The 24,495-nt window shown below is 72.6% G+C and carries 22 protein-coding genes, 1 pseudogene and 1 riboswitch; of the genes and pseudogenes, 10 read left to right on the top strand and 13 right to left on the bottom strand.

Annotated features, from left to right (window positions below):
• The first annotated feature begins 171 nt into the window (after positions 1-171).
• Positions 172-4,113, top strand: coding sequence for a ThuA domain-containing protein (locus KIF24_RS17405; protein WP_221084953.1), 3,942 nt, complete (start codon positions 172-174; stop codon positions 4,111-4,113).
• Between the two features lie 73 nt (positions 4,114-4,186).
• Here the strand turns inward: KIF24_RS17405 and KIF24_RS17400 are convergent, their stop codons facing one another.
• Entirely contained in the window at positions 4,187-4,855 is a 669-nt protein-coding gene (locus KIF24_RS17400; protein WP_221084952.1) for a DUF2306 domain-containing protein, read from the bottom strand.
• Between the two features lie 167 nt (positions 4,856-5,022).
• Between KIF24_RS17400 and KIF24_RS34575 the strand changes: the two genes are divergently transcribed.
• From KIF24_RS34575 to KIF24_RS17370, 6 genes are all read left to right on the top strand, one after another.
• Positions 5,023-6,159, top strand: coding sequence for a sensor histidine kinase (locus KIF24_RS34575; protein ID WP_221084951.1), 1,137 nt, complete (start codon positions 5,023-5,025; stop codon positions 6,157-6,159).
• A 7-nt stretch (positions 6,160-6,166) separates the two neighbouring features.
• Positions 6,167-6,841: a response regulator gene (locus tag KIF24_RS17390; protein ID WP_221084950.1), complete on the top strand. Its 675-nt coding sequence runs from the start codon at positions 6,167-6,169 to the stop codon at positions 6,839-6,841.
• Between the two features lie 142 nt (positions 6,842-6,983).
• Entirely contained in the window at positions 6,984-7,616 is a 633-nt protein-coding gene (locus tag KIF24_RS17385) for an HNH endonuclease family protein (protein WP_331461171.1), read from the top strand.
• A gap of 202 nt (positions 7,617-7,818) precedes the next feature.
• Positions 7,819-8,688 (top strand): class I SAM-dependent methyltransferase, encoded by an 870-nt coding sequence (locus tag KIF24_RS17380; protein WP_221084948.1) that lies wholly within the window; start codon positions 7,819-7,821, stop codon positions 8,686-8,688.
• Positions 8,689-8,744: 56 nt separating this feature from the next.
• A riboswitch (cobalamin riboswitch) is annotated at positions 8,745-8,953 on the top strand.
• Between the two features lie 147 nt (positions 8,954-9,100).
• Positions 9,101-11,473 (top strand): ribonucleoside-diphosphate reductase subunit alpha, encoded by a 2,373-nt coding sequence (locus tag KIF24_RS17375; protein WP_230416546.1) that lies wholly within the window; start codon positions 9,101-9,103, stop codon positions 11,471-11,473.
• Complete coding sequence (locus KIF24_RS17370) at positions 11,470-12,519, top strand: ribonucleotide-diphosphate reductase subunit beta (RefSeq protein WP_221084946.1); 1,050 nt, start codon at positions 11,470-11,472, stop codon at positions 12,517-12,519. Before KIF24_RS17375 ends, KIF24_RS17370 begins: the two co-directional genes overlap by 4 nt.
• Positions 12,520-12,679: 160 nt before the next feature.
• Here KIF24_RS17370 and KIF24_RS33065 read toward each other — a convergent pair whose 3' ends face one another.
• The 11 genes and pseudogenes from KIF24_RS33065 to KIF24_RS35105 form a co-directional block, all read right to left on the bottom strand.
• Positions 12,680-13,246, bottom strand: coding sequence for a type III PLP-dependent enzyme domain-containing protein (locus KIF24_RS33065; RefSeq protein WP_331461170.1), 567 nt, complete (start codon positions 13,244-13,246; stop codon positions 12,680-12,682).
• Positions 13,243-13,806: an alanine racemase gene (locus KIF24_RS33060; protein WP_331461169.1), complete on the bottom strand. Its 564-nt coding sequence runs from the start codon at positions 13,804-13,806 to the stop codon at positions 13,243-13,245. The genes KIF24_RS33065 and KIF24_RS33060 overlap by 4 nt, the downstream gene beginning before the upstream one ends.
• Positions 13,803-14,936, bottom strand: coding sequence for an IucA/IucC family protein (locus KIF24_RS17360; protein ID WP_331461374.1), 1,134 nt, complete (start codon positions 14,934-14,936; stop codon positions 13,803-13,805). The genes KIF24_RS33060 and KIF24_RS17360 overlap by 4 nt, the downstream gene beginning before the upstream one ends.
• A 155-nt stretch (positions 14,937-15,091) precedes the next feature.
• Positions 15,092-15,448: a hypothetical protein gene (locus KIF24_RS33055; protein ID WP_230415705.1), complete on the bottom strand. Its 357-nt coding sequence runs from the start codon at positions 15,446-15,448 to the stop codon at positions 15,092-15,094.
• A gap of 8 nt (positions 15,449-15,456) precedes the next feature.
• On the bottom strand, positions 15,457-17,076 hold the full coding sequence (locus tag KIF24_RS17355) for an IucA/IucC family siderophore biosynthesis protein (RefSeq protein WP_221084945.1): 1,620 nt from the start codon (positions 17,074-17,076) through the stop codon (positions 15,457-15,459).
• Positions 17,073-18,242, bottom strand: a complete 1,170-nt coding sequence (locus tag KIF24_RS17350; protein ID WP_230415704.1) for an ATP-grasp domain-containing protein — start codon at positions 18,240-18,242, stop codon at positions 17,073-17,075. Before KIF24_RS17350 ends, KIF24_RS17355 begins: the two co-directional genes overlap by 4 nt.
• 25 nt (positions 18,243-18,267) lie before the next feature.
• Complete coding sequence (locus KIF24_RS17345; RefSeq protein ID WP_221084943.1) at positions 18,268-18,981, bottom strand: siderophore-interacting protein; 714 nt, start codon at positions 18,979-18,981, stop codon at positions 18,268-18,270.
• A gap of 121 nt (positions 18,982-19,102) precedes the next feature.
• On the bottom strand, positions 19,103-19,678 hold the full coding sequence (locus KIF24_RS17340; RefSeq protein WP_221084942.1) for a GNAT family N-acetyltransferase: 576 nt from the start codon (positions 19,676-19,678) through the stop codon (positions 19,103-19,105).
• Positions 19,679-19,793: 115 nt separating this feature from the next.
• Complete coding sequence (locus tag KIF24_RS17335; RefSeq protein ID WP_221084941.1) at positions 19,794-20,186, bottom strand: DUF1330 domain-containing protein; 393 nt, start codon at positions 20,184-20,186, stop codon at positions 19,794-19,796.
• Between the two features lie 134 nt (positions 20,187-20,320).
• Positions 20,321-20,728 (bottom strand): arsenate reductase ArsC, encoded by a 408-nt coding sequence (locus KIF24_RS33050; RefSeq protein WP_407940000.1) that lies wholly within the window; start codon positions 20,726-20,728, stop codon positions 20,321-20,323.
• Between the two features lie 66 nt (positions 20,729-20,794).
• A pseudogene (locus KIF24_RS35105) lies at positions 20,795-21,196 on the bottom strand (helix-turn-helix domain-containing protein); the annotation flags it as partial.
• Positions 21,197-21,373: 177 nt separating this feature from the next.
• Between KIF24_RS35105 and KIF24_RS33040 the strand changes: the two are divergent.
• From KIF24_RS33040 to KIF24_RS17320, 3 genes are all read left to right on the top strand, one after another.
• On the top strand, positions 21,374-22,285 hold the full coding sequence (locus KIF24_RS33040) for an RNA polymerase sigma factor (protein ID WP_230415702.1): 912 nt from the start codon (positions 21,374-21,376) through the stop codon (positions 22,283-22,285).
• Positions 22,286-22,444: 159 nt separating this feature from the next.
• Entirely contained in the window at positions 22,445-23,194 is a 750-nt protein-coding gene (locus KIF24_RS33035; protein WP_331461168.1) for a glycoside hydrolase family protein, read from the top strand.
• A 194-nt stretch (positions 23,195-23,388) separates the two neighbouring features.
• Positions 23,389-24,102: a YoaK family protein gene (locus KIF24_RS17320; RefSeq protein WP_221084939.1), complete on the top strand. Its 714-nt coding sequence runs from the start codon at positions 23,389-23,391 to the stop codon at positions 24,100-24,102.
• Here KIF24_RS17320 and KIF24_RS17315 read toward each other — a convergent pair.
• A complete protein-coding gene (locus KIF24_RS17315) occupies positions 24,050-24,448 on the bottom strand; it encodes a hypothetical protein (RefSeq protein ID WP_221084938.1) in 399 nt (132 codons plus the stop codon). The genes KIF24_RS17320 and KIF24_RS17315 overlap by 53 nt on opposite strands.
• Positions 24,449-24,495: the final 47 nt, after the last annotated feature.

Genomic DNA, 24,495 nt, shown 5'->3' with positions numbered 1-24,495 from the left:
AAGGCTTGACGGGCCGGTGATCCAACCGTAACGATGTACTTACATGCCTCATGCTCGCGACGGCGACGGCGCGTCGGGCGAGCCGCGACCGCGACGGCACCACCACCACCTCCCGCACACCACCAGGCGTGATCGGCGCACGCCCCACCACCCGAGTGGAAGGACCCCACCGTGCGCAGATCCCTGAGATCGTGCCTCGGCGCCCTGCTGAGTGCGATCCTCGTGGCGGGCGGCATCGCCGCCCTGCCACCCGCAGCCAGCGCCGCACCGTTCAGCGTGCTCGTGTTCAGCAAGACCGCCGGATTCCGGCACGGCTCCATCGGCCCGGGCATCACCGCCATCGGGCAGCTCGGCGCCGCCAACGGGTTCACCGTCGAGACCACCGAGGACTCGGCACAGTTCACCGACGCCAACCTGGACCGGTTCGCCGCGGTGATCTGGCTGTCCACCACCGGCGACGTCCTCAACGCCGCCCAGCAGGCCGCGTTCGAGCGCTACATCGCCGGCGGCGGCGGTTACGTCGGTGTGCACGCCGCCGCCGACACCGAGTACGAGTGGCCCTGGTACGGCGGCCTCGTCGGGGCGTACTTCGCCTCGCATCCGGCCAACCAGACCGCCACCATCAAGGTCGCCGACCAGGTGCACCCGTCCACGGCGACGCTGCCGCAGCGGTGGACCAGGCTGGACGAGTGGTACAACTACCGCACCAATCCCCGGGGCAGCGTGCACGTGCTGGCGACCCTGGACGAGAGCACCTACAGCGGCGGGAGCATGGGGTACGACCACCCGATCTCCTGGTGCCACAACTACTCCGGCGGCCGGGCCTGGTACACCGGCCTCGGCCACACCGACGAGTCGTACGCCGAGCCGAACTTCCGGCAGCACCTGCTCGGCGGCATCATGGGCGCGGCCGGCGCGACCGGGGCCGAGTGCGGTGCCACCGTGGACAGCAACTTCCAGCAGGTGGAGCTGGCCAGGGGGGCGGCCGAGACCGGTGAGCCGATGAGCCTCACCGTGCTGCCGAACCGAGGTGTGCTGCACACCTCGCGCAGCGGCGTGATCCGGTACACCGACGCGGCCGGCAACACCAAGATCGCCGCGAGTCTGCCGGTGTACACCGGGGACGAGGAGGGCCTACAGGGGATCAAGGTCGACCCGAACTTCGCCACCAACCGCTGGGTGTACGTGTTCTACGCCCCGCCGCTGGACACCCCGGGTGGTGGCGCACCGGCCACCGGAACCCCGGCCGACTTCGCCCCCTGGGACGGCGTCAACCGGCTGTCCCGGTTCACCGTCGACGCGGACCACACCCTCAACCTGGCCAGTGAGACACTGGTCCTGGACGTGCCGACCAGCCGGGGGATGTGCTGCCACGTCGGCGGTGACATGGACTTCGACGCGGCCGGCAACCTGTACCTCTCCACCGGCGACGACAGCAACCCGTTCGACTCGGCCGGGTTCACCCCGATCGACGAGCGGCCCGGTCGCAACCCGGCCTTCGACGCCCAGCGCACCTCGGCCAACAGCAACGACCTGCGCGGCAAGGTGCTGCGGATCAGGCCGAGCGCGGCGGGTGGCTACACCATCCCGGCCGGCAACATGTTCGCACCGGGGACGGCCCGGACCCGCCCGGAGATCTATGCGATGGGCTTCCGCAACCCGTTCCGGATGAGCGTGGACAAGGCCACCGGCGTCGTCTACCTCGGTGACTACGGTCCGGACGCGGGCACGGCCGACCCGAACCGGGGACCGGCGGGCAACGTGGAGTTCGCCCGGATCGACCGGCCGGGCTTCTACGGCTGGCCGTACTGCACCGCACGCAACGACGCCTACAACGACTACACGTTCCCGTCCGGCCCGTCGGGGCCGAAGTTCGACTGCGCCAACGGGCCGGTGAACGACTCGCCCAACAACACCGGCATCACCCAGCTGCCGCCGGCCGTCCCGGCCTGGCTGCCGTACGGTGGCTCCGGCTCACCGCCCGAGTTCACCGGCGGCGGGCTGTCCCCGATGGGCGGACCGGTGTACCGGTACGACCCGGACAGCACCTCGGACGTGGCGTTCCCGGAGTACTTCGACGGCACCTACTTCGCCGGCGAGTTCGGCCGCCGCTGGATCAAGAACGTCAAGCTCGACCCGGCCGGTGAGCCACTCAAGATCAACCCGTTCCCGTGGTCCGGCACCCAGGTCATGGACATGGAGTTCGGCCCGGACGGCGCGCTCTACGTGCTCGACTACGGCACCGGGTGGTTCAACGGCGACGCCAACTCCGCGCTGTACCGGATCGAGTACGCCCGTGAGGGCCGGGCACCCCGGCCACAGGTCTCGGCCAACCCGACGAGCGGCGTCGCACCGCTGACCGTGCAGTTCTCGTCGGCCGGCACGCTGGACCCGGACGGTGATCCGATCACCTACGCCTGGGACTTCGACAACAACGGCACCACCGACTCCACGGCCGCGAACCCCAGCCACACCTACACCACCGACGGGGTCCGCAGCCCGACGCTGACCGTCCGCGACAGCACCGGCAAGACCGCCACCGCGAGCACCGTCGTCACGGTCGGCAACGGCGCCCCGGTGGTCACCGTGAACACCCCGCTGAACGGGCAGACCTTCAACTTCGGGGACGCGGTGCCGTTCAGCGTCACCGTCAGCGACGCCCAGGACGGCGCGATCGACTGTGCCCGGGTGACGGTGAACTACGTCCTCGGTCACGACTCGCACGGCCACCAACTCGGCAGCGTGCAGGGCTGCACGGGGGTCATCCAGACCTCGGCCGACGGCGAGCACGACACCGCGGCGAACATCTTCGGCATCATCGACGCCGAGTACACCGACCTCGGCGGCGGCGGCCAGCCACCGCTGACCACGCACACCCAGGCGGTGCTGCAGCCCCGGACCCGCCAGGCCGAGCACTTCGGCGACTCGTCCGGCATCCAGGTCACCACGCCGGACAGCGCGCACGGCGGAGCGGCCATCGGATACATCGACAACAACGACTGGATCTCGTTCCACCCGTACAACCTGACCGGCGTCCAGTCGTTCAGCGCGCGGGTCGGTGCCCCGGCCGGTGCCGGCGGCACGCTGGAACTGCGGGTCGACTCGCCGACCGGGCCGCTGGTCGGCTCGGCCACGGTCGTACCCACCGGCGGGTACGCCACGTTCGCCACGGTCACCGGCGGGGTCACCGCCCCGACCGGCACCCGCACCCTGTTCCTGGTGTTCTCCGGTGGCGGCGCGATGTACGACCTCGACGAGTTCACCCTCCTCACCGGCCCCGGCGGCGACCCGGACCCCGACCCCGACCCGGACCCGGGTGCCAACCTGGCGCAGGGCAAACCGGCCCGGTCGTCCAGCGTCGAGGGGGCCTTCGTCGCCGCCAACGCCTTCGACGGCGCACCGGGCACCCGCTGGAGCAGCGAGTTCGGCGACCCGCAGTGGATCGACGTGGACCTGGGCGCCACGTACGACATCAGTCGGGTCAAGCTGACCTGGGAGGCGGCGTACGGCAGCGGGTACCAGATCCAGACCTCGCCGGACGGGGTCGACTTCACCACGATCCGCACGGTGACCGGAGGTGACGGTGGCGTGGACGACCTGACCGGTCTGGTCGGCTCCGGGCGCTACGTCCGGCTCACCGGCACCGCCCGGGGAACGGCCTGGGGCTACTCGCTGTTCGAGTTCGAGGTGTACGGCGACGCCGGCGATCCCACCGGCCCGCCCGGCACCAACCTGCTGTTGAACAAGCCGACCCTGACCTCCAGTGACGAGGGGGCCGGCATGTCCGGCGCCGAGGCGGTGGACGGCAGCCTCACCACCCGCTGGTCGAGCGAGTTCTCCGACCCGCAGTGGATCCGGGTGGACCTGGGCGGCCCGACGGCGATCGGCCGGGTCAAACTGACCTGGGAGGCGGCGTACAGCAGCTCGTACGTCATCCAGACCTCGACCAACGGCACCAGCTGGGTCGACGTGAAGACGGTGACCGGGGCCGACGGTGGGGTGGACGAGCACACCGCGCTCGGCGCCAACGGCCGCTACCTGCGGATCTACGGCACCACCCGGGGCACGGCGTGGGGCCACTCGCTCTGGGAGTTGGAGGCTTACCCGAGCTGAACCACCACCACCGCCGGCGGGGCCGGCCCGGATCGCGCCGGGCCGGCCACGTCGCTCGCCGCCGGCACGGGGATCACCCGACCGGGGCGACCGCCACCGGCATCGGGCGTCCGGCGCGGGCCGGACGGCGACGGATGATCCACTCCGCGACCGCCACGTTGATCAGCCAGGCGGCGGCCATGGTGCCGGTCTTGCTCGACATGGTCAGCGGGCCGACCGCGGCCATCCAGGCCACCTGGGTGAAGAACTGCGTACCCGCACCCATGCCGATCGCGTAGCCGCGGATCATCCAGGCGCGGTGCCGGGCGAAGTCGCGGCGCCGGACCGCGACGAAGCCGAGCACGATCGACGTGGCCATCACCACACTGACCACCACCCGGACGGCCGCCAGCGCATCGCCGTCGAGTGCGGCGCGGGGCATGAACAGCGTCAGCCACAGGCCGCTCAGCGCGGTGAGCAGCCCGCAGGGGACCAGCAGCCGTCCCGCGGCCCGGTGCCAGCCCCGACGGCGTCGGCGCAAGCCGGGCGCGAACTGGAAGGCGCCGAGGACGCTGAACACCGTGACGCTGACGATGTGCAGCACCACGGGTGCGGGTGCCGACGCGATCCGATCGCCGTCCGGCAGCGCCTGAGCGCCACCGGCCAGCTCGGCCAGCCGGAGGCCGCCGGCGAGCACCGGCACGGCGCTGAGCACGAGCAGGCCGGTGGGGATGAGCCAGTTCGACCTGGTGGAAGGCTTCACGGCCGGGACGTCCCTTCTCCCTGTGCGGTTGTCAGACACCGATCCTCGCGCCGGGCGGGGTGGGACTCATCGCCGCGCGGGCCCGAATCTCCTCGGCCGATGGTCGGTGGCGCCGGCCGTACTTTGGGCTGGTCCGGTGGATCTGCGGGCTGCGTACGATCGGGTACGTGCGCGAGCTTCTCCACTCCGTGTGGGCCGAGCCCCGGGCCCCCTCGCCGCCGGTACGGTCCTGGCGGGACTGGGTGCTCGTGGGCGTCGTCGTGCCGCTCGCCATACTCGAGGGGCTGCTGCGGCCCGACCTCGTGGCGCCGGTCTACTCGACCGTCATCACCCTGGCGCTGGTGTCCACCTTGTTGTGGCGCCGGACCAGGCCGCTGCTGATGGTCGCGATCGTCTTCACCGTCACCGGCGTCGCGCCGCTGTTCGTCGGCCACGAGCCGGAACTGGTCACCATGGTGTACGTGTTGATCCTGCCGTACGCGCTGTTCCGCTGGGGGTCCGGCCAGCAGGCGGCGGCCGGTGCGGCGCTCATCCTCGCCAAGATCGGTCTGTCGGCGGCCTTCGGTCACCTCGGCCTGGCGGACGCGCTCGTCGGGCTCGTGGTGATGTTCGCGGCGTTCGCCCTGGCCACCGCCTTCCGATACCGGGCGCGGCTGCTGGCTCGCGGGCTCGACCAGGCCAAGCTGCTGGAACGCGAGCGGCTCGCCCGCGACCTGCACGACACCGTGGCGCATCACGTCTCGGCGATGGCGATCCGGGCCCAGGCCGGGATCGCCGTGGCGCAGGCACGGCCGGACGCCGCGGTCGACGCGCTGCGGGTGATCGAGGCCGAGGCGGCGCGGGCACTCGCCGAGATGCGGGCGATGGTGCGTGTCCTGCGCCGGGCCGAACCGGCGGACCTGGCACCCAACCCGAGCATCCCGGACATCGCCCGGCTGGCCGGCTGGTCGCCGCCCGGCCCCGTGGTCGACGTGGAACTGCTCGGCGACCTCGACGACATCCCCGCGACCGTCGGCACGGCGGTCTACCGGCTCGCCCAGGAGTCGGTGACCAATGCCCGGCGGCACGCCCGGCACGCGACCCGGATCGAGGTCCGCGTCGCCGCCGACGCCGGGTCGGTGCGCCTGCGGGTCAGCGACGACGGCGACACCGGCTCGACCCGCCCCGCCGGGGCCGGCGGATTCGGCATCGTCGGCATGACGGAACGTGCCGGCCTGCTCGGCGGCACCTGCGAGGCCGGTCCCGACGCCGGCCGGGGCTGGACGGTGGCCGTGGCGCTGCCCCGCACGCCGACGGCCGCATAATCGCGGTATGCCCATCCGCGTGGTCGTCGCCGACGACCAGGAGATCGTTCGTACCGGCCTGACGATGATCCTCGACGCCCAGCCCGACATCGAGGTCGTGGGTGAGGCCGCCGACGGCCGGCGCGCCGTCGAACTCGCTAAGCGCCTGCGCCCGGACGTGTGCCTGTTCGACATCCGGATGCCCGCCGTGGACGGCATCGAGGCCACCCGCCACCTGGCCGGCCCCGCCGTCGCGGACCCGCTCGCCGTCGTCGTCATCACCACGTTCGACCTCGACGAGTACGTCTACGCCGCGCTCCGCGCGGGAGCGCGCGGATTCCTGCTCAAGGACGCCGGCACCGCCCTGCTCACCCAGGCCGTGCGGGCCGCCGCCGAGGGGGACGCGCTCATCGCGCCGAGCATCACCACGCGGCTGCTCAGGGCCTTCGCCGACGCCGGACCGGCCACGCCACCGAGACAGCCGATCGACGCGCTGACGGACCGGGAGGAGGACGTGCTCGTCGCCGTCGCGCGCGGACGCACCAACACCGAGATCGCCGAGGAGTTGTACATCAGCCTCAGCACCGTCAAGACCCACATCGCCAGCCTGATGGCCAAACTCGGTGCCCGTAACCGGGTCGAGATCGCCATCTGGGCGCACGAGAGCGGGCGCGCCAGGCCGGGCCCCGGACGCCCGGGGTAGTGGTCTTTACACGGCGTTCACGGCGCCTTCCGTCGGGACGGAATCTATCGATCGCCGTAGCTGCGACAATCGTGCCGTCGCTGCCATGCCCCCAGTCGGGATCCCCCACCCGCCGTGGCAGCGGACAGTCAGGAGTCGCCAAGTGGCTCGCGTACCCAAGGCCGCCCTCGCCACGGTGGCCGCCGTCGTCCTGTCCGTGGTGCTGGCCCCGCCGCCGGCCCACGCCACCCCGCCCAACATCCCCTCGTACAGCACGGCGGTGAGCCGGCTGAACTCGCTCAGCGTCGCGGCCGAGTCCCACCAGTCCAGCTACAGCCGCGACCTTTTTCCGCACTGGATCACGATCACCGGGGCCTGCAACACCCGCGAGCAGGTCCTCAAGCGCGACGGCAGCAACGTCGTCGTCAACTCCAGTTGCTACCCGACGTCCGGGTCCTGGTACAGCCCGTACGACGGCGTGACCCGCACCAATCCCGCCGACATCTCAGTCGACCACGTGGTGCCGCTCGCCGAGGCGTGGCGGTCCGGGGCGTGGGCCTGGTCCACCTCGCGGCGCCGGACCTACGCCAACGACCTCGGCGGCCCCGAGCTGTGGGCGGTCACCGGCAGCGTCAACTCGTCCAAGGGTGACCGGGATCCGGCGGCGTGGAAGCCCCCGCGCACCGCGTTCCACTGCACCTACGCGCGGGCCTGGATCCAGGTGAAGTGGTACTACGGGATGTCCGTCAACAGCGCCGAGAAGTCGGCGCTGGGCACCATGCTGAACAGCTGCTGACCGACCCCCTCGCCGGATCCTCCGGCTCGTCGTCCGCGACGTGGGCGGCCCGCCCCCGGCGGCCCGTCCACGTTTCGGGGAGCGGTAGGTCGGCCTTTCGGTTAGGGTTTTCATATCCACCGGGGGGTTGCGGCCGGACGGCCGACCTGTTACCCGAACCGCGACCCGCTCCGGCCGGACCACGACGAGGAGGGGATCATCGATGACGAGCGCGACCCAGCCGGGCTCGACCGCCGAGGTGTTCGAGCGGGCGGCTCCGACCTACGACCGCACCGGGGTCTCCTTCTTCGGCCCGCTCGGTGCCGAACTCGTCCGGCGGGCCGGCATCCGGCCCGGCGACCGGGTCCTCGACGTCGGCTGCGGCCGGGGTGCCGTCCTCTTCCCGGCGGCCGAGGCCACCGGACCGACCGGGCAGGTCACGGGCACCGACCTCGCCCCCGCCATGGTCACGCTCACCGCCGAGGACGCCGCGCGGGCGGGCCTGACCCAGGTCGACGTCCTGGTGGACGACGCCCAGCAGCCCGGCTTCCCGCCCCGCAGCTTCGACGTCGTCCTGGCGGGCCTGGTGGTCTTTCTGCTGTCCGAGCCGCAGCGGGCGCTGCGGTCCTACGCCCGGCTGCTGCGGCCCTCCGGGCGCCTGGCGGTCAGCACCTTCGCGGCCCAGGACCCGGCGTTCGACGCCGCCATGGCCGCACTGGCGGCGCACCTGCCGGCCGACCAACCGCGACCGGCTCCCTCGGATGACCCCTTCGCCGACGAGACGAGGATCGGCGCGACGATGGCCGCGGCGGGGCTCACCGTGACCGAGATCGGGAAGCATCGGATCGAGAGCCGGTTCCGCGACGTCGACCACTGGACGGAATGGATGTGGTCGCACGCCGGTCGGGCGCTGCTGGGGCGCGTCCCGGCCGACCGGCTCGACGCCGCGACGGCCGGCGCCGCGCGAGCGCTCGACGGTGCCCGCACCGCCGACGGTGGCCTCTGCCTGAGGACCACCTTCTGGATCACCGTCGCGACGCCCGCCGCCGAGGAGACCACTGTGGTCACCCGCCGGCCGGGCAGCCCGATGTGATCTCAGAGACACGCCGACACACCATCTGGTGTCTTGCAGTATCGGGTGGCCCATATATGGTGTCACTCGTAGCTGGTTCGGACGTCCATCCAGGGCGGCCGAGGCAAGAGGGAATCCGGTGCGAAACCGGAACTGCCCCGCAGCGGTGAGTGGGAACGACCGCCGTCACACAGCACTGGACCCGCCAGGTCTGGGAAGCGACGGCCAGTAGGAATGCGCGAGCACGCCCACGAGTCCGAAGACCTGCCAGCACGCCGCCCGCGAGCGCGGGCGGCGGCCGCAGGCCGCGCGGGACGGTCGACGCCACCAACCGGGCACGCGCCGTCGGGCGTGGATCCGGTGGCGTCCTCCTGTGCGTCCGAGGGCCTTCACCAGATGGTGTGAGGAGAGAGACGTGACGGTCGTACAAGAGATGTCCGCGTCCGGCCCAGGTGTGTCGGAGCAGCGCCGGCACGTGATGCAGGTCCGTAAGCGAAACGGCGATGCCGAGCCGGTGGACGTCAACAAGATCGTCCGGGCGGTGGAGCGGTGGGTGACCGACCTCGACGAGGTGGACCCGCTGCGGGTGGCCACCAAGACCATCAGCGGCCTGTACGACGGCGCCACCACCGCCGAGCTGGACAAGCTCTCCATCCAGACGGCCGCCGAACTGATCGGCGAGGAACCGCAGTACTCGAAGCTGGCCGCCCGGCTGCTGGCCGCGTACGTGGACAAGGAGGTACGCGGGCAGCAGGTGGCGAGCTTCAGCCAGTCGATCCGCTACGCGCACGGTCTGGGACTGATCGGAGACGCCACCGCGAAGTTCGTGGCCCGTAACGCGCGCAAGCTGGACGACGCGGTCGACCCGGACGGCGACCTCCGGTTCGAGTACTTCGGCCTGCGCACCGTCGCGGACCGGTACCTGCTGCGGCATCCGCAGACCCGGCTGGTGGTGGAGACCCCGCAGTACTGGCTGTTGCGGGTCGCCTGCGGGCTGTCGCAGACGCCGGCCGAGGCGATCGGGTTCTACCGGCTGATGTCCAGCCTGGCGTATTTGCCGAGTTCGCCGACGCTGTTCAACTCGGGAACCCGGCACACCCAGATGTCGTCGTGTTTCCTGGTCGACTCGCCGCGCGACGAACTCGACTCGATCTACGAGCGTTACCACCAGGTGGCGAAGCTGTCGAAGTTCTCCGGCGGTATCGGCATCTCCTGGGCGCGGGTCCGGGGCCGCGGTGCGCTGATCAGGGGAACCAACGGCAGGTCGAACGGCATCGTGCCGTTCCTCAGGACGCTCGACGCGGGCGTGGCGGCGGTCAACCAGGGCGGCCGGCGCAAGGGCGCGGCCTGCGTCTACCTGGAGCCGTGGCATCCGGACATCGAGGAGTTCCTGGAGCTGCGCGACAACACCGGCGAGGAGTCCCGGCGTACGCACAACCTCAACCTGGCCAACTGGATCCCGGACGAGTTCATGCGGCGCGTCGAGGCGGACGGCGACTGGTCGCTGATCGACCCCTCCGACGCGCCCGAGCTGCCCGACCTGTTCGGCGACGCCTTCGACGAGGCGTACCGGGCGGCGGAGAAGAAGGCCGTCCGGACGATCAAGGCCCGGGAGCTGTACGGGCGGATGATGCGTACCCTCGCGCAGACCGGCAACGGGTGGATGACCTTCAAGGACGCCTCCAACCGGCTCTCCAACCAGACCGGCGCGCCCGGCAACACGATCCACCTGTCCAACCTGTGCACCGAGATCCTGGAGGTCAACAGCGACACCGAGACCGCGGTGTGCAACCTGGGGTCGATCAACCTGGCTGCGCACGTGAGTGCGGCCGGTGTCGACTGGGACCGGCTGCGCGCCACCGTCCGCACCGCGGTGGTGTTCCTCGACCGGGTGATCGACATCAACTACTACCCGGCCGAACAGGCGGCGGCGTCGAACCCGCGCTGGCGCCCGGTCGGGCTCGGGCTGATGGGCCTGCAGGACGCGCTGTTCACCCTGCGCCTTCCGTTCGACTCGGCGCCGGCCCGGGAGCTGTCCACCCGGGTGCAGGAGGAGATCTTCCTGACCGCGCTGGAGACCTCGGCCGGGCTCGCCGAGCGGTCCGGCCCGCATCCGGCGTACCCGCAGACGCGGGCCGCGCAGGGCAGGCTGCATCCGGACCTCTGGGGTGCCGAGGTCACACAGGTGCAGCGGTGGGCCGCGCTGCGCGAGACGATCGCCGCCCACGGCCTGCGGAACTCGCTGCTGGTGGCGATTGCCCCGACCGCCACGATCGCCTCCATCGCCGGCTGCTACGAGTGCATCGAGCCGCAGGTGTCCAACCTGTTCAAGCGGGAGACGATGTCCGGGGAGTTCCTCCAGATCAACACCTACCTGGTGCGTGAGCTGAAGTCGCGCGGGCTGTGGACGGCGCCGGTCCGCGAGCAGATCAAGCGGGCCGAGGGGTCGGTGCAGGGCATCACCGACCTGCCGACGGAGGTGCGGGAGCTGTTCCGTACCGCGTGGGAACTGCCGCAGCGGGCCCTGGTCGACCTGGCCGCCGCCCGCGCGCCGTTCATCGACCAGTCGCAGTCGCTGAACCTGTTCATGAGCGCACCGACCATCGGCAAGCTCTCCTCGATGTACCTGTACGCCTGGAAGTCCGGGCTGAAGACCACCTACTACCTGCGCTCGCGTCCCGCGACCCGCATCCAGCAGGCCACCGTCGCCCTCACCCCGACGGTCAAGCCGATCGTCGCGGTCGGCGACGACGCGGCGCTGGCCTGCTCCCTGGAGAACCCCGAAAGCTGCGAGGCCTGCCAATGACCACCGTCCCGGAAACCCGCACCAGCAGCACCGACCCGCGTGCGCAGCAGATGCTGCTCGACCCGGGCATGGACCTGACCCTGCGGCCGATGCGCTATCCCCACTTCTTCGACCGCTTCCGCGACGCGATCAAGAACACCTGGACCGTCGAGGAGGTCGACCTGCACTCCGACCTGGCCGACCTGGCCCGGTTGTCGCCGGCGGAACGACACCTGGTCAGCCGGCTGGTGGCGTTCTTCGCCACCGGTGACACCATCGTCGCCAACAACCTGGTGCTGAACCTCTACCAGCATGTCAACAGCCCCGAGGGCCGGCTCTACCTGTCCCGGCAGCTGTTCGAGGAGGCGGTGCACGTCCAGTTCTACCTCAACCTGCTGGACACCTACGTACCCGACGAGCAGGAACGGTTCGCGGCGTTCGACGCGGTGGAGAACATCCCGTCGATCCGCCGCAAGGCCGAGTTCTGCTTCCGCTGGATCGACTCGATCTTCGAGCTGCGCGAGTTGCGGACCCGCGAGGACCGGCGGGCGTTTCTGCTGAACCTGATCTGCTTCGCCGCCTGCATCGAGGGGCTGTTCTTCTACGGCGCCTTCGCCTACGTCTACTTCCTGCGGTCCCGGGGGCTGCTGCACGGTCTGGCCTCCGGCACCAACTGGGTCTTCCGCGACGAGTCGATGCACATGGCCTTCGCCTTCGACGTGGTGGACACGGTGCGCCGGGAGGAGCCCGACCTGTTCGACGACGAGATGGCCGGCCAGGTGCGCGACATGCTGGCCGAGGCCGTCGAGTGCGAGGTGCAGTTCGCCGAGGACCTGCTCGAACAGGGCGTCTCGGGTCTGTCCCTGACGGACATGCGCGAATATCTCCAGCACGTGGCCGACCGGCGGCTGGCGCAGCTGGACATCGAACCGCTGTACGGCTCGAAGAACCCGTTCGCCTTCATGGAGTTGCAGGACGTGCAGGAGCTGTCCAACTTCTTCGAGCGGCGGGTGTCGGCGTACCAGGTCGGCGTCAGCGGCAGCGTCTCGTTCGACGACGACTTCTGAGCGGCGACGGACGCGGGTCGCGGTGTCCCGTAGTGCGGACGCCGCGACCTGCGCCGCCGTCCGCCAGCCGATCCACCGTGCCCAGCGTCCGGGACGGCGGTCACCGAAGCAAGTGGGGCCGGACAGCGGTTCCGGCGCCGCTGGCCTCTCGTCAGGAAGATCAGCGGCCCCAGCGATCGGCGAGGGCCAGCGGATCTCCGGTCCTGAAGTCGGGCGGCTCGTGCAGGAGGAAGTCGCGGTGGCTGATGTTCCACGCGTACGCACCGGCCATCGCGAACACCAGCACGTCGCCGACCGCGATCGCGGGGCCGTCGGTGGTGCGCGCGAGGACGTCCTTGGGCGTGCAGAGTTGACCGACGACGGTGACCGGGCCGCCGTCGGTGCGCGGCCCGCCGGCATGCCGGGGCACCACCACGAACGGCTGGGAATGGCCCTTGGCTGCCGGGGTACGCAGGTGGTGGGTGCCGCCGGCGACGATGACGAACCACTGGCCGTGGGACCGCTTCACGTCGACGACCTCGGTGAGGTACGAGCCGCAGTAGACCGTCACCGCCCGGCCGGGTTCGATCCGCAGGCGGACCGTCGGATGCTCGGCGAGCACGTCGCCGAGCAGGCGGCCGTAGGTGGGCCAGTCGAAGCGGCGATCCGGGTGGGCGTAGTCGACGGCCATGCCGCCGCCGACGTTCACCTCCTCGGCGCGCAGGTGCCGCACCGCCCACCGCGTCACACGCGCGCCACCGAGGCGGCGACCACCGCGTCGAGCCCGCTGGCCAGGTGGGCGTGCACGCCCCGGATCCGGATCCCGGCCGGCGGGTCGTCGGCGAGCCGGAGCGCCTCCTGCGGGTCCATCCCGAACGGGCTCGCCCGGCCGCCCATCACCAGGCTCGCGCCCGGCGTGGCGACGGGCAGGTTGACCCGCAACAGCGCGTCGACGGTGCGCCCGGCGGCGCGGGCCAGCGCCGCGAGGCGGCCCACCTCCGCGGCGGACTCGACGTGTACCCGGCCCACCTCGGCGGCCAGCGCCGCGTCGAGATCCGCGTCGGTCTTGCCCGGGCCGGCGAAGGCCGCCGGCCGCCGGCCGGGCAGCACGGTGGCGAGGTGGTTCAGCTCGCCGCGGCTGGCGGCCTCGAAACCGTCCACCGTGGCGGCGAGGGTCCGCAGGATGCCCGGGTCCGGATTGGCCTTGACGGCGTAGAGCAGCTCGACCCGGCCGGGCAGGGCCGCCCGGACGGCGGCGGCGTGGGCGGCCAGGGCGGCGAGGTCGTAGACGTACGTCGGCCGGGTCACCCGCCACCGCCCAGCGGGTTCGGCACCGCGACGTACGGCGCCTGCTGGTCGGGTGCCCGGCGCCAGCGGACCAGCAGGTTGGCCTTTGCCGCGAGCGGTGCCCCGTCGAGCAGCGGCGCCAGCTCGGCCGGCTCGCCCAACTGCGCGTACGTCGCTTCGACGGCTCGGCGTACGCGGCGCCACAGCCGTGCCTCGCTGCCCGGGTGAGCGTCGGCCAGCGCACCGGCCAGACCGGCCAGATGGTTGACGAACAGGCAGTAGGTGACCCGCCGGGCGGCCTGGGCGGAGGTGTAGGCGACCTGGCGGGGCACCCGGTCGGGCCAGCCGGACAGCCGGCCGGTGTCGAGCTTGAGACCCTCCAGGTCACGCAGCAGCAGCCGCACCGGGCGGCCGTCCGGATCCAGCACCACCAGCACGTTCTGCAGGTGCGCCTCGTGCACGACACCGTGCAGCAGCCACAATCGCAGGACCGTCGGGACCAGCAGGTCGACGTAGGCCCGCCACCAGTCGAACGGGTCCGGCACGGCCAGCGGCGCGGCGGCCAGCGCGGCGGCCAGCACCACCGTCTCGCCGGGTCGCAGGTGCTCGCGCACACCGGTACGCAGGATCGTGCCGTACGCCTCGTCCGGCCCGGACAGGTCGACGGTGCGGTATCCGGGCTCGGCGAGCAGGCCGATGTGTGCCGGGAGCGGCACGGTGGCCAGGAACCGGGTCAGCGCCACCGCACCGGTCAACTCGTAGCGGGCGTTCTTGCGCAGGCAGTTGGTGATGCGTACGTGCAGGCTGGTCTTGAGGAACAGGTCGGCGGTCGGCGCGTAGAGGGTCCGGACGCTCGCGGTGGGGCGCACCGGCACGCCGGCCGGACCGAGCCGGCGCAGCCGGTCGTCCGTCGGCGGCACGAGGGACAACTGCCACGGGTGCACCGGCAACGGGTGGTGCCCGGGTGGTGCGGTCGGCGGTTCCAGCGGCGCGATCAGCTCGTCGAACGGCCCGTCGCCCGCCAGCAGCTCGCTGGGTATGGCGAGCCAACTCAGCTGGAAGGTGCTCCGCAGCTCCGGGGCGTAGCGGCGCCAACTCGCCGGGTCGCCGCTGCGCCACTTCGGGCTGGGATGGTGCGGATGACCGTGCACCAGGGACTGTTCGGAGTCGACGTAGCCGTCCAGCACCCGGTCGCCGGTCGGCGTGGGGTCGGCCGGCGGACGGTGGTGCAGCAGTGTGGCGAGGGCGTCGCGGCTGCCGAGCACCTGCTCGACGAACTCGTCGTTGGCCAGACCGGTGCGGGCCGTCAGCTCGGCGGCGAGCAGCCGGGCGAGCTGCCCGGCGTCGACCGGAGCGTCGGGTGGTCCGGTGCCCGCGCCGGCGCCCGCCGCGCGCGGGTGCCCGGGGCGTGCGCCGAGGTCGGCCGGCACCGGACGACGCCGTCGTAGCGGTGCGCCAGAATGGGCGAGACCCGCGCCAGCCGGCAGGACAGCGTCAGCCCGAGGCGAGGCAGCCGGATCCGGACGACTCCGCCGGAGGTTCCGGTGTCCCCGTCGGGAGCGGCGACCTCCCGGAGATAGCAGGAGAGCAGCCGGTGCGCGGCGGCCAGGTCGGCCGCGCACTCCACCGGCTGGTCGGCCGCTCGGGTGGCGGCCTCGGCCATCCGACCCCTCACGAGTCGCCCCGCAGGTAGTTGGGGCCGGTGTGACGGTAGTACTTGTTGACGTCGGTGCAGCCGAGCCGATGCTTGGGCAGCAGCGTACCGGCGGTGAGCATCGCCTTGACCGGCAGCCGGTCGGCGGTGAGGACCTGGTCGACGAGGTGCCGGGCGGCGGGCCGGTCGCCCCACCTGTCGCGGGCGGCCCGCAGCCGTGGCGGGAGCGCCTCGACGGGGGAGGGCACGTCGACCCCCTGCTCCGCGAGGCCGAGCAGGGGAGCCGCCGCGGCCAGGTGGACGGTGATCGTGACGAACATGTCGGCCAACTCCCGAGGGTGCCGAACCCACATCCGTTCGTCGCGCAACCGCACCCGGCCCGCGTGGCGCGGATCGAGGCGCGCCCCGTCGTTGTCCTTGTAGAGCAGCTGGACCGGGCCGTCGACGGGCACGACCAGATGGATGTTCTGCGGATGTGCTTCCAACGCCACCCCGTACCGTAACCAGAGGAACACGTGCCAGTCGAGCAGAAGATCCAGATAGGACCCGAGCAGGTGGGACGGGTCGCTGCCGCCGACCCGTTGGGCCACCGTGCCGGCGGTGGGATCCGTCGCGGCGAGGGCCGCCACCGGCACCATCGTCGCCTGGTCCAGTCCGGCCGGCAGGCGGCGCAGCAGGAACGACCGCAGTTCGTCGTCACAGTGGCCGAACGTGCTCTCGTCGGCCTGCATGATCCGGCCGGCGAAGCGCGGCTCGCCGGCGGCGATGCGGTCCAGCAGCCGGGCCATCGCCGCCGCGTCCGACAACGAGTCGGGTGCCAGCGTGCGGCGGTTGCGGGCGCCCAGGCTGGCGGTCGGCAGCGGCAGCTTCAGATGCGTCGCGGGGTCGGTGTCGAGAGCGACCGTCCGCATCGACAGCGTGGGCCGTACGGTGACGGCCGGGTGGTCGAGGACCGGAAGGGCGGCCCGTTCGGCGGTGAGCGGGTGCACCGGCAGCAGCACCTCGCCGTCGCGTCGGGAAGCCGGCCACCAGTCGGGCAGCGAGCCGTTCAGTCGCAGCGTCCGGGCCGGCACGGGCAGCCACCGCAGGGCGAACGTGGGGGCGTGCTCGGGTGCGTACCGGCGCAGGTCACCGCCGTCGAGGCCGTGGCGGCACCGGTCGGTGGGGTAGACGGGGTGGCCGCCATGGGCGGCGAGGACGTCGTCGAGCAGCGCGGCGGCCGGACCGGTCGGCGCGGCGGCCCGCGCGGTGGCGACCCCGGCGTACGTGCGGGAGCGGGTCGCGGCGGCCAGCCGGCGGGCCAGCAGATCACCGTGGCATTCGACGGTGAAGGCGCGCCAGCCCTCCTCGGCGTCGGCGTCGTCCCGGGGCCCGAGCAGATCCAGCAGTTCCGCCACCGTGCCGACCCGGCGTGGCCGGTGGCCGGGCGGATGGACGTGCAACTCCGGGCGGGCGAGGCGCACGGCGTGCTGGAAGCCGTCGGGACGGACCGGAAGGCGTAGCCGGCCGTCGCGGTGGGGTGCCTGCCACCAGCCGGGGCCGTCGGGACCGCCGGCACTGCTCAGGCCGAGATGGTCCTCTCGTAGCAGGGCGTCCAGCACGCGGCGGAACACCTCCCGCTCGACGGGATCGGTCACTCGGCGATCATCCAGTCGAGGTCCGCCCGGAAACCGGCCAGCGCGCCGCGTACGCCGACCGGTTCCGGTCCGATGCCGTGCAGGACGGCCAGGTAGTCCCGGTTGGTGCCGGTCCACTCGGCGGTGGTCCCCACCGGACGCATCGGGCGGCAGCCGAGCCGTACGCCGTCGCGGAGCGCGTCGACGGCGCCGGGAGCGGCGACGAGGGTGCCGCCGCGGTCGGCGCAGACGTACTCGACCCGGGCCGACCGGGCGACCGTGGCCGGGTCGGGCAGACCGAGGGCGGCCACGGACTCGCCGAGGTGCAGCCGGATGACGTACTCGAACAGGGGCACGCCGAGCAGTTCGGCCAGGACCAGATCCATCCGGTCGCCGATCAGCCGGTCGTTGACCTCGATGAGCCGGGGCCGCCCGTCCTGCACGACGAACTCGGTGTGGCAGGCGCCGAACCGTACGCCGAGCGCGGCCAGTTGGGCGTGCAGTCCCGCGGAGACGGCCGGCGGGGCCGGTGCCCACTCCAGGCACCGCTCGGTGAAGGTGGGCGGTGGGCCGAGTGTGGTGCGCCAACCGCCGAGCACGCTCAGCGTCTGCGCGTCGCCCAGGGTGTCGTGGGTCCGGACCTCGCCGGGCAGGTACTCCTCCACCACGAGGGACACGTCCGGGCGTCGCCGACGGATCTCGGCGACCCGACGGGCCAGGTCGCCGCTGTCGGTCACCAGGTAGGCGTCCTCGCTGGCGACACCGTCACGCGGCTTGACGACGGCGGGAAAGGCGTCGAACACCGGCGTCCGACCCGGTTCCAGCGTCCGGGCGCGGACGAGGTCGAGGCCGGCGTCCGCGACGGCCCGCCGGGTGGCGGCCTTGTCCTTGCAGCGCCGCGCCGCCCTCGGATCCTTTCCGGGCAGGCCGAGGCGACGGGCCGCGAGGGCGGTCGCCTCCTGCAGGTGGTCGCTGTTGGAGAGCAGACCCGCCGCGGCGGGACCCTCCCGGACCGCCCCGGCGACGGCGTCCGCGTCCCGCACCGGGCAGGACCGCACCGGTGCCGCCCGCGGCCAGTCGGCGGGCCGGTCGGTCAGCACGGTGACCGGCACGCCGAGCGAGTCGGCCGCCGGCAGCAGGCCGTCGAGCACGGCGTCGGTCGGGTTGAGGGCGGTCAGATACAGCATCACGAGCCGGCTGGGCGGTGGACCGTCACCCGGCGCGCCAGTAGGCGAGCGCCGCCACCTGCTCCTTGCCGACGCCGAGCCCCCGTCGCAGGTGCTTGGCGATGCTCCGGGTGCTGGCCGCCTCGCAGGCCACCCAGTACAGCGCGTCGTCGTGCGCGGTGCCGAGCGCGGCGGTGACGGTGTCCACCAGATGCTGGCCCTCGTCGCGGCGCGGCAGCCACACCAGGTCGTCGTGCGGGCGGGTGCGCAGCGGCAGGCTCCGCTCGCCGTCGTGGGCGTACTCCAGCCAGATCGTCGCCGACACCGGCCCGGCGGCGTCGAGCAGGCTGTTGACCGCCGGCAGCGACGCCGCGTCTCCGACCAGGTAGAGGCGGGCCGGTGCCGGCTCGGGCAGGGTGAAGGAACTGCCCTGCACGGTGGCCTCGATGGTGTCGCCGGGCCGTGCCGTCGTGGCCCACCGCGCGGCACAGCCGTCGTGCAGCGCGAACACGAGGTGGAAGCGACCGCTGTCCGGGTCCGGATCGACCAGGGTGTACGCCCGCTGGTGCGGCCGGCCGTCGTTGTCGAACCACAATCGGATCCACATGGTGGGGTGGAGGCCGCAGACCCGCAGGAGATCGCCCCCGTCGACGAGAAGTCGCCGGTAGTGGTCGCCGATCGGCTCGCTGTCGAGCACGGTCAGCTGGAAGTTCCTGCCTCCGAACGCCTTGAGGACGAGAGCTTCCCAGTTTCGTTTCACGTGTGCCTCCACCATGGCTGCGTTCGGGTGACGAAGAGCTTGTCGATCGGCGACGACGGGTGCCGGTCGTCGCTGGGCGGCGGCTGCCCGCGGTGCCGGCCGTCGTTGGTCTTCCCGCCGCTCACCGGGTGTTCAGCGGCAGCGCCCGTACCAGCATCCGGTGCGGGCGCCAGCCCGGAAACGGGACGAGGTCGCCGACGTGGTCGAATCCGACCCGTTGCAGCGCGTGCCACACCCGGGTGTTCGTCTCGGCGACCGCGAGCGCGACCCGCTCCTCGCGGCGGCGGGCCAGCAGGTCGGTCGTCATCCGGAGGCCGAGGCGGTGCCGACGGAACTCGGGCAGCACGAACGCCTCGCACACGGCGAAGGTGCGCCCCGCCCACTCGACTGCGAGGTCGGGGTCGTCCGTCGCGGTCAGGTCACGCCACCACAGGGTCTCCGGCGGCAGCGGACAACCCATCACCGTTCCGACCAGACGGCCGTCGACGTACCCGAGCGCCGCCTCGAAGCCGGCTGCCTCGGCGGTCCACCGAAGACGCTCCCGCGCCGTCGGAACCTGATGGTCGACCAGGTGCAGGTCGTTCGCGTGCACGCGACGGTAGACCTCGGCAAGTGCCTCGACGTCGACCTGGTCGGTGACGACCGTGCTGCTGTCGAGGCTGCCGGACGCCTCGGTGGCGGCAACCGACGACGACATCGAGCCCTCCCCAAAGTTTGGTTAGGCATACCTAACCAGGATGGCGGCACTCGGGCAAGTCCCTGTCTCGCGCTCCCGTCCCGCGGACCCGTCGATCACCCGTCCCGGGTGCCGGTCACGAACGGCCGGCCCCGGGCCGGTGGCGGCCCCACGGGCGGGTCGGCTGGAGCACGGCCTCGCTCAACGCGTTCCGCCGGAGGTGGGCGATCTGCTGGTATTCCGGGTCGGCGAGCATCCGGCCGAACGCGTGGCGGGTCGGATACCGCACCAGCAGGACGGCGTCCCACTGCTGGCCCGCTTCGGCGACGAGAGCCGCGCTGCCGTCGCCGGCGTAGACGACCTCCACCCCGTAGCGGGGGGCGACGGTCTCACCGAAGGCCTTCGCGTACTGCTGGTACCGCGGGCGACCGCCGTCGGCGAACCGGAGCAGGTTGAGCATCACCACCGGGCCGTCGGGTTCGTCGGCGAGGAAGTCGGCGAGAACGTCGTCGCTCGGGTCTACCGCCATCGCTGCTCTCCGATCTCCGGGTTGGAAGCAGTATTCCGGTCCGGACGGTGGCGCCGTCAATGGCACCGGGAGTGGAATTCTGCACTCCCGGTGCAACTGGCCGCGTAGCACCCGGTGCCACGACCCCCGCCGGGTCAGGCCGCAGCGGGCAGCTCGGTCAGCAGCTTCTCGACCCGGGTACGGATCTCGTCGCGGATCGGCCGGACCGCGTCGACGCCCTTGCCGGCCGGGTCGGCGAGCTTCCAGTCCTCGTAGCGCTTGCCCGGGAAGACGGGGCAGGCGTCGCCGCAGCCCATTGTGATGATCACGTCGGAGGACTCGGCGGTGGCGTACTCGAGAAGCTTGGGGCTCTGGTCGGTGATGTCGATGCCGACCTCCCGCATGGCCTCCACGGCGGCCGGGTTGACCGTCTCGGCGGGCGCGGAGCCGGCGGAGCGGACCTCGACGGTGTCGCCGGCGAGGTGGCGCAGCCAGCCGGCGGCCATCTGGGAGCGGCCGGCGTTGTGGACGCAGACGAACAGGACGCTGGGCTTGTCGCTCACGGGATGGGCGGGGTCGAGATCCAGCTGGTGGTGGTGGGCCACGGCGATCGCCCGGGGATGGACGCGGGCCGCCGGTTTCGTGCCGGCGGAGGCGGCGGCGCCGCGGGTGCGATGTCTCCACAGTGCGGCGGCCAGCTGCGAGCGGGCCGAGTTGTGGGTGCAGACGAAGACCACCCGGTGGACCCCGGCCAGTCGTGGCGGGACGAGGGTGGCGAGGGCTTCGGGTCGCAGCTGGAGGTAGCTGCGCCGCCGGTCGCCCTCGGAGCGGACCCTCGCCACCAGCCCGGCGTGGGTGAGCACCTTGACGTGATGGGCGACCAGGTTGGTCGGCAGGTCGAGTCGGCGGGCGATCTCCCCCGGGGAGGCGTCACCCAGGATGAGCGCGTCCACGATCGCCAGCCGCGCCGGGTCGCCGAGCGCGGCGTGGAGCCGCGCCCGCCGGATCAGGGGAGAAGGCTCAACGTTCATTGACTCAATAATCGCTGTGTAAATGCTCCGGTGTCAAGTCCGCCGTCACCCGCTCCGGCCGCCGCCCCGGGCGGCGGTCGCCCGGCCCGGGTCGAGAGAATTACGTAATCCGACCTGCCGCCGACCGTCCCCCTTCAGGGGGACGTACGCGTAGTCGAGCTCAGGAGGGACAAGGACATGTCGTCAACCGGTCAGGGGCTGCCCGAGGCGGGGCGGGTCAGCGCGGCCCGACACGGCGATCGGCAGGCGCTCGACGAGGTGGTGCGGGGGTCCCTGCCGCTGGTCTACAACATCGTGGGACGGGCGCTGCGCGGCCACGCCGACGTCGACGACGTGGTCCAGGAGACCCTGGTGCGGGTGGTCCGGCACCTGCGTGACCTGCGCGACCCGGCCGCGTTCCGGTCCTGGCTGGTGGCGATCACCATCCGGCAGGTACGCGACTGGGAACAGCACCGCCGGGCGGCGCTGGACCGCCTCGCCGGGCTGGAGGCGGTCGACGACGTTCCCGATCCGGGTGCCGACTTCGCGGCGGTGACCATCCTGCGGCTCGGGCTGACCGACCAACGACGCGAGGTCGCCGAGGCGACCCGCTGGCTGGACCGGGGCGACCAGGAACTACTCGCGCTCTGGTGGCTGGAGGAGACCGGCGACCTGGACCGGTCCGAGGTCGCCGGCGCGCTCGGCCTGTCCACCGGGCACGTCGCGGTGCGGGTGCACCGGATGAAGGAGCAGATCCAGAGCGCCCGGGTCGTGCTGCGTGCGCTGCGGGCCGATCCCGGCTGTCCCGACCTGCGGGTGGTGACCGCCCACTGGGACGGGCTGCCGACGCCCCGGTGGCGCAAGCGCCTCGCCCGGCACGTCCGCGACTGCCCGTCCTGCGGGCAGCCGGGTGGCCCGCTCCTGCCGATCGACCGGCTGGTGGCCAACCTCCCGCTGCTGCCGTTGCCGGCCACGCTCGCCCTCCGGTTCCCGGGGACGGGCCCACCGCCGGATGCCGCCCGGGCGGCGCTGGGCCGACCGAGGGAAGGCTCGCGCCGGTCACCGCCGGCATCGCCGCCCTCGTCCTGGGCGTCACCGCGGTGGTCGTGACCCGGCCGGACGATCCGCCGCCGCCGTCGTTCGCCGCCCCGCCGGCCGCGACCCCGCCCCGCCGGCCCCAGCTTCGGCCGGGCCCCCGCCCCGAGTACGCCACCCCCGTCGGCCACCGCCTCGGCGAGCCGGCCGCCGGCCGCCCGGCCGGCGCCGCAGGTGCCGGCGTCGACGTCGGCCCGAAAGGGCGTCGGGGTGTGGAACTTCGCCGGCGCCAGCCAGGCGTTGGCGAACTCGAACGCGGGCTGGTACCACACCTGGGGAACCCGGCACCCGGGCATCGCCACCCCGCCCGGTGCGACGTTCGTGCCGATGATCCGCGCCGAGGAGAACGTGACGGCCGACGAGCTGGCCCGGGCGAAGGCGGCGGGGCCGTACCTGCTGGCGTTCAACGAGCCGGACCTGCCGGAACAGGCGAACATGACGGTCGGACGGGCGCTGGAGCTGTGGCCGAGGCTGATGGCCACGGGCAGCACGCTGGGCAGCCCGGCCGTCGCCTGGGGTGGTGCCGACGCCGGCGGCTGGCTGGACCGCTTCATGACCGGGGCGCGGGAGCGCGGCCACCGGGTCGACTTCATCACGCTGCACTGGTACGGCGGCGACTTCACCACGACCAACGCGGTCAACCAGCTCAAGCAGTACATCCAGGCGGTCCACCGGCGTTACGGCAAGCCCATCTGGCTCACCGAGTTCGCCCTGATCCGCTTCGACGGGGGTGAGCCGCGGTTTCCCACCGAGACCCAGCAGGCCGCCTTCCTCACCGCCGCCACCACCATGCTCGCCGGCCTGCCCTACGTCCAGCGCTACGCCTGGTTCGGTCTGCCCGCCTCCGACCAGGACCGCTCCGGCCTGTTCCGCACCGGCAGCCAGGCCACCGCCGTCGGGCGGGCCTTCCAGGCGGCCCGCTGATCGCCCTGCCGGCGGCCCCGGCCCGGGGTGGTGACGCGCCGGCAGGCCCTGGCGGACGCGGGGCCCGGCGATTCGCCCGCGTTGCCGGACCTGCCGCACTAGACTCCGGCCAGGACGACCGCCCCGGCTCACCCCGATCCCACCGGCTCGCCGCTCGGCGAGCCGGCCGTCGGTGGGCGAGCCTCGGAAGGGCCATGGCCAGGACGTACGACGTGCCGTTGCTGGTGCTGACGGTGGGCACGGGGGCGATCGACGGGGTCAGCTTCCTCGCCCTGGGCCAGGTCTTCGCCGGCAACATGACCGGGAACATCCTGCTCTTCGGCTTCGGGCTGGCCGGCGTTCCCGGAATCCCGGCGCTCAACAACGCGGTGGCGCTGCTCGCGTTCGCGATCGGCGCGGTGTTGGCCGGCCGGGTGACCCGGGATGCATCCGGGCTGGCGAGGTTGTCCCGCTCCGGGCTGACCGTGCTGGCCGGCGGCACCACGCTGACGTGGGCCCTGGCCGGGCTCTGGACGGCCGCCGGAGCACCGCACGGGCCGGCGATGCTCGGCACGACCGGGCTGCTGGCCCTGGTGCTCGGCGCTCAGGCCGCGGTGGCCAGGAGGATCGGTGTCCCGGGCCTCTCCACGGTGGTCGTGACGTCGACGCTCGTGAGCCTCTGCACCGACAGCCGGATCGCCGGCGGCACCTCGAGGGGGTGGCCCAGGCGGATCGGCGCGCTCGTCGCGATGGGATCCGGCGCCCTCGTCGCCGCGATCCTGACCACGCGGGTCAGCGGGGCGGCGGCACTGCTGCTGGCCGGCGTGATGTTGGCGACCGGTACGGCGATGGCCGCCCGCGTCCGCCGGCGGGAGGTCAACGCAGCCGGCCGCGCCCGCCGAACCAGTCCCGGGAGGCTCGGACGTTGAGGGCCAGGACCACCCACGCCAGCAGGCCCAGGCCGACGATCGTGATCGCGCCGAAAAGACCGAGCGAGGCGGCGGCCAGCAGACCTGCCAGCGCGTACGCGGGGTAGGGCGCCCACGGCCGGCGGCCGGCCAGGCTGACCGCCACCAGGGCGCACGCCGCGGCCATGACGGCGAAGAAGGCGACGGCGCCGAGCGAGCCCGTCTCGGCCAGCAGGCGGTGCACCGTCGCCAGGGCGAACAGCAGTGACAGCAGCGCGAAGGTGAGCACGGTGACCCGGACCTGGGTGGGCGTCGCGGGGGACCGGGGCGTGGCCCGGTAGCCGCCTCGGTCAGCGCGCACGGCCATACAGACAACGATGGGCGTCGAACTCCCGGATGGGTGGGCACTGTCGG

The sequence above is a fragment of the Micromonospora tarapacensis genome, from assembly GCF_019697375.1.
In the GTDB taxonomy this organism is placed as follows: Bacteria; Actinomycetota; Actinomycetes; order Mycobacteriales; family Micromonosporaceae; genus Micromonospora; species Micromonospora tarapacensis.
Note: the sequence above shows the minus strand (reverse complement) of the source record. Positions and strands in the feature narration are given on the sequence as shown.

Bases quoted from the DNA above. Each gene is read 5' to 3' on its own strand.
- KIF24_RS17390 (WP_221084950.1), top strand. From the start codon at position 6,167: ATGCCCATCCGCGTGGTCGTCGCCGACGACCAGGAGATCGTTCGTACC.
- KIF24_RS17380 (WP_221084948.1), top strand. From the start codon at position 7,819: ATGACGAGCGCGACCCAGCCGGGCTCGACCGCCGAGGTGTTCGAGCGG.
- KIF24_RS17375 (WP_230416546.1), top strand. From the start codon at position 9,101: ATGTCCGCGTCCGGCCCAGGTGTGTCGGAGCAGCGCCGGCACGTGATG.
- KIF24_RS17370 (WP_221084946.1), top strand. From the start codon at position 11,470: ATGACCACCGTCCCGGAAACCCGCACCAGCAGCACCGACCCGCGTGCG.
- KIF24_RS33055 (WP_230415705.1), bottom strand. From the start codon at position 15,448: ATGGCCGAGGCCGCCACCCGAGCGGCCGACCAGCCGGTGGAGTGCGCG.
- KIF24_RS17350 (WP_230415704.1), bottom strand. From the start codon at position 18,242: ATGCTGTATCTGACCGCCCTCAACCCGACCGACGCCGTGCTCGACGGC.
- KIF24_RS17340 (WP_221084942.1), bottom strand. From the start codon at position 19,678: ATGTCGTCGTCGGTTGCCGCCACCGAGGCGTCCGGCAGCCTCGACAGC.
- KIF24_RS17335 (WP_221084941.1), bottom strand. From the start codon at position 20,186: ATGGCGGTAGACCCGAGCGACGACGTTCTCGCCGACTTCCTCGCCGAC.
- KIF24_RS33040 (WP_230415702.1), top strand. From the start codon at position 21,374: ATGTCGTCAACCGGTCAGGGGCTGCCCGAGGCGGGGCGGGTCAGCGCG.
- KIF24_RS17320 (WP_221084939.1), top strand. From the start codon at position 23,389: ATGGCCAGGACGTACGACGTGCCGTTGCTGGTGCTGACGGTGGGCACG.
- KIF24_RS17315 (WP_221084938.1), bottom strand. From the start codon at position 24,448: ATGGCCGTGCGCGCTGACCGAGGCGGCTACCGGGCCACGCCCCGGTCC.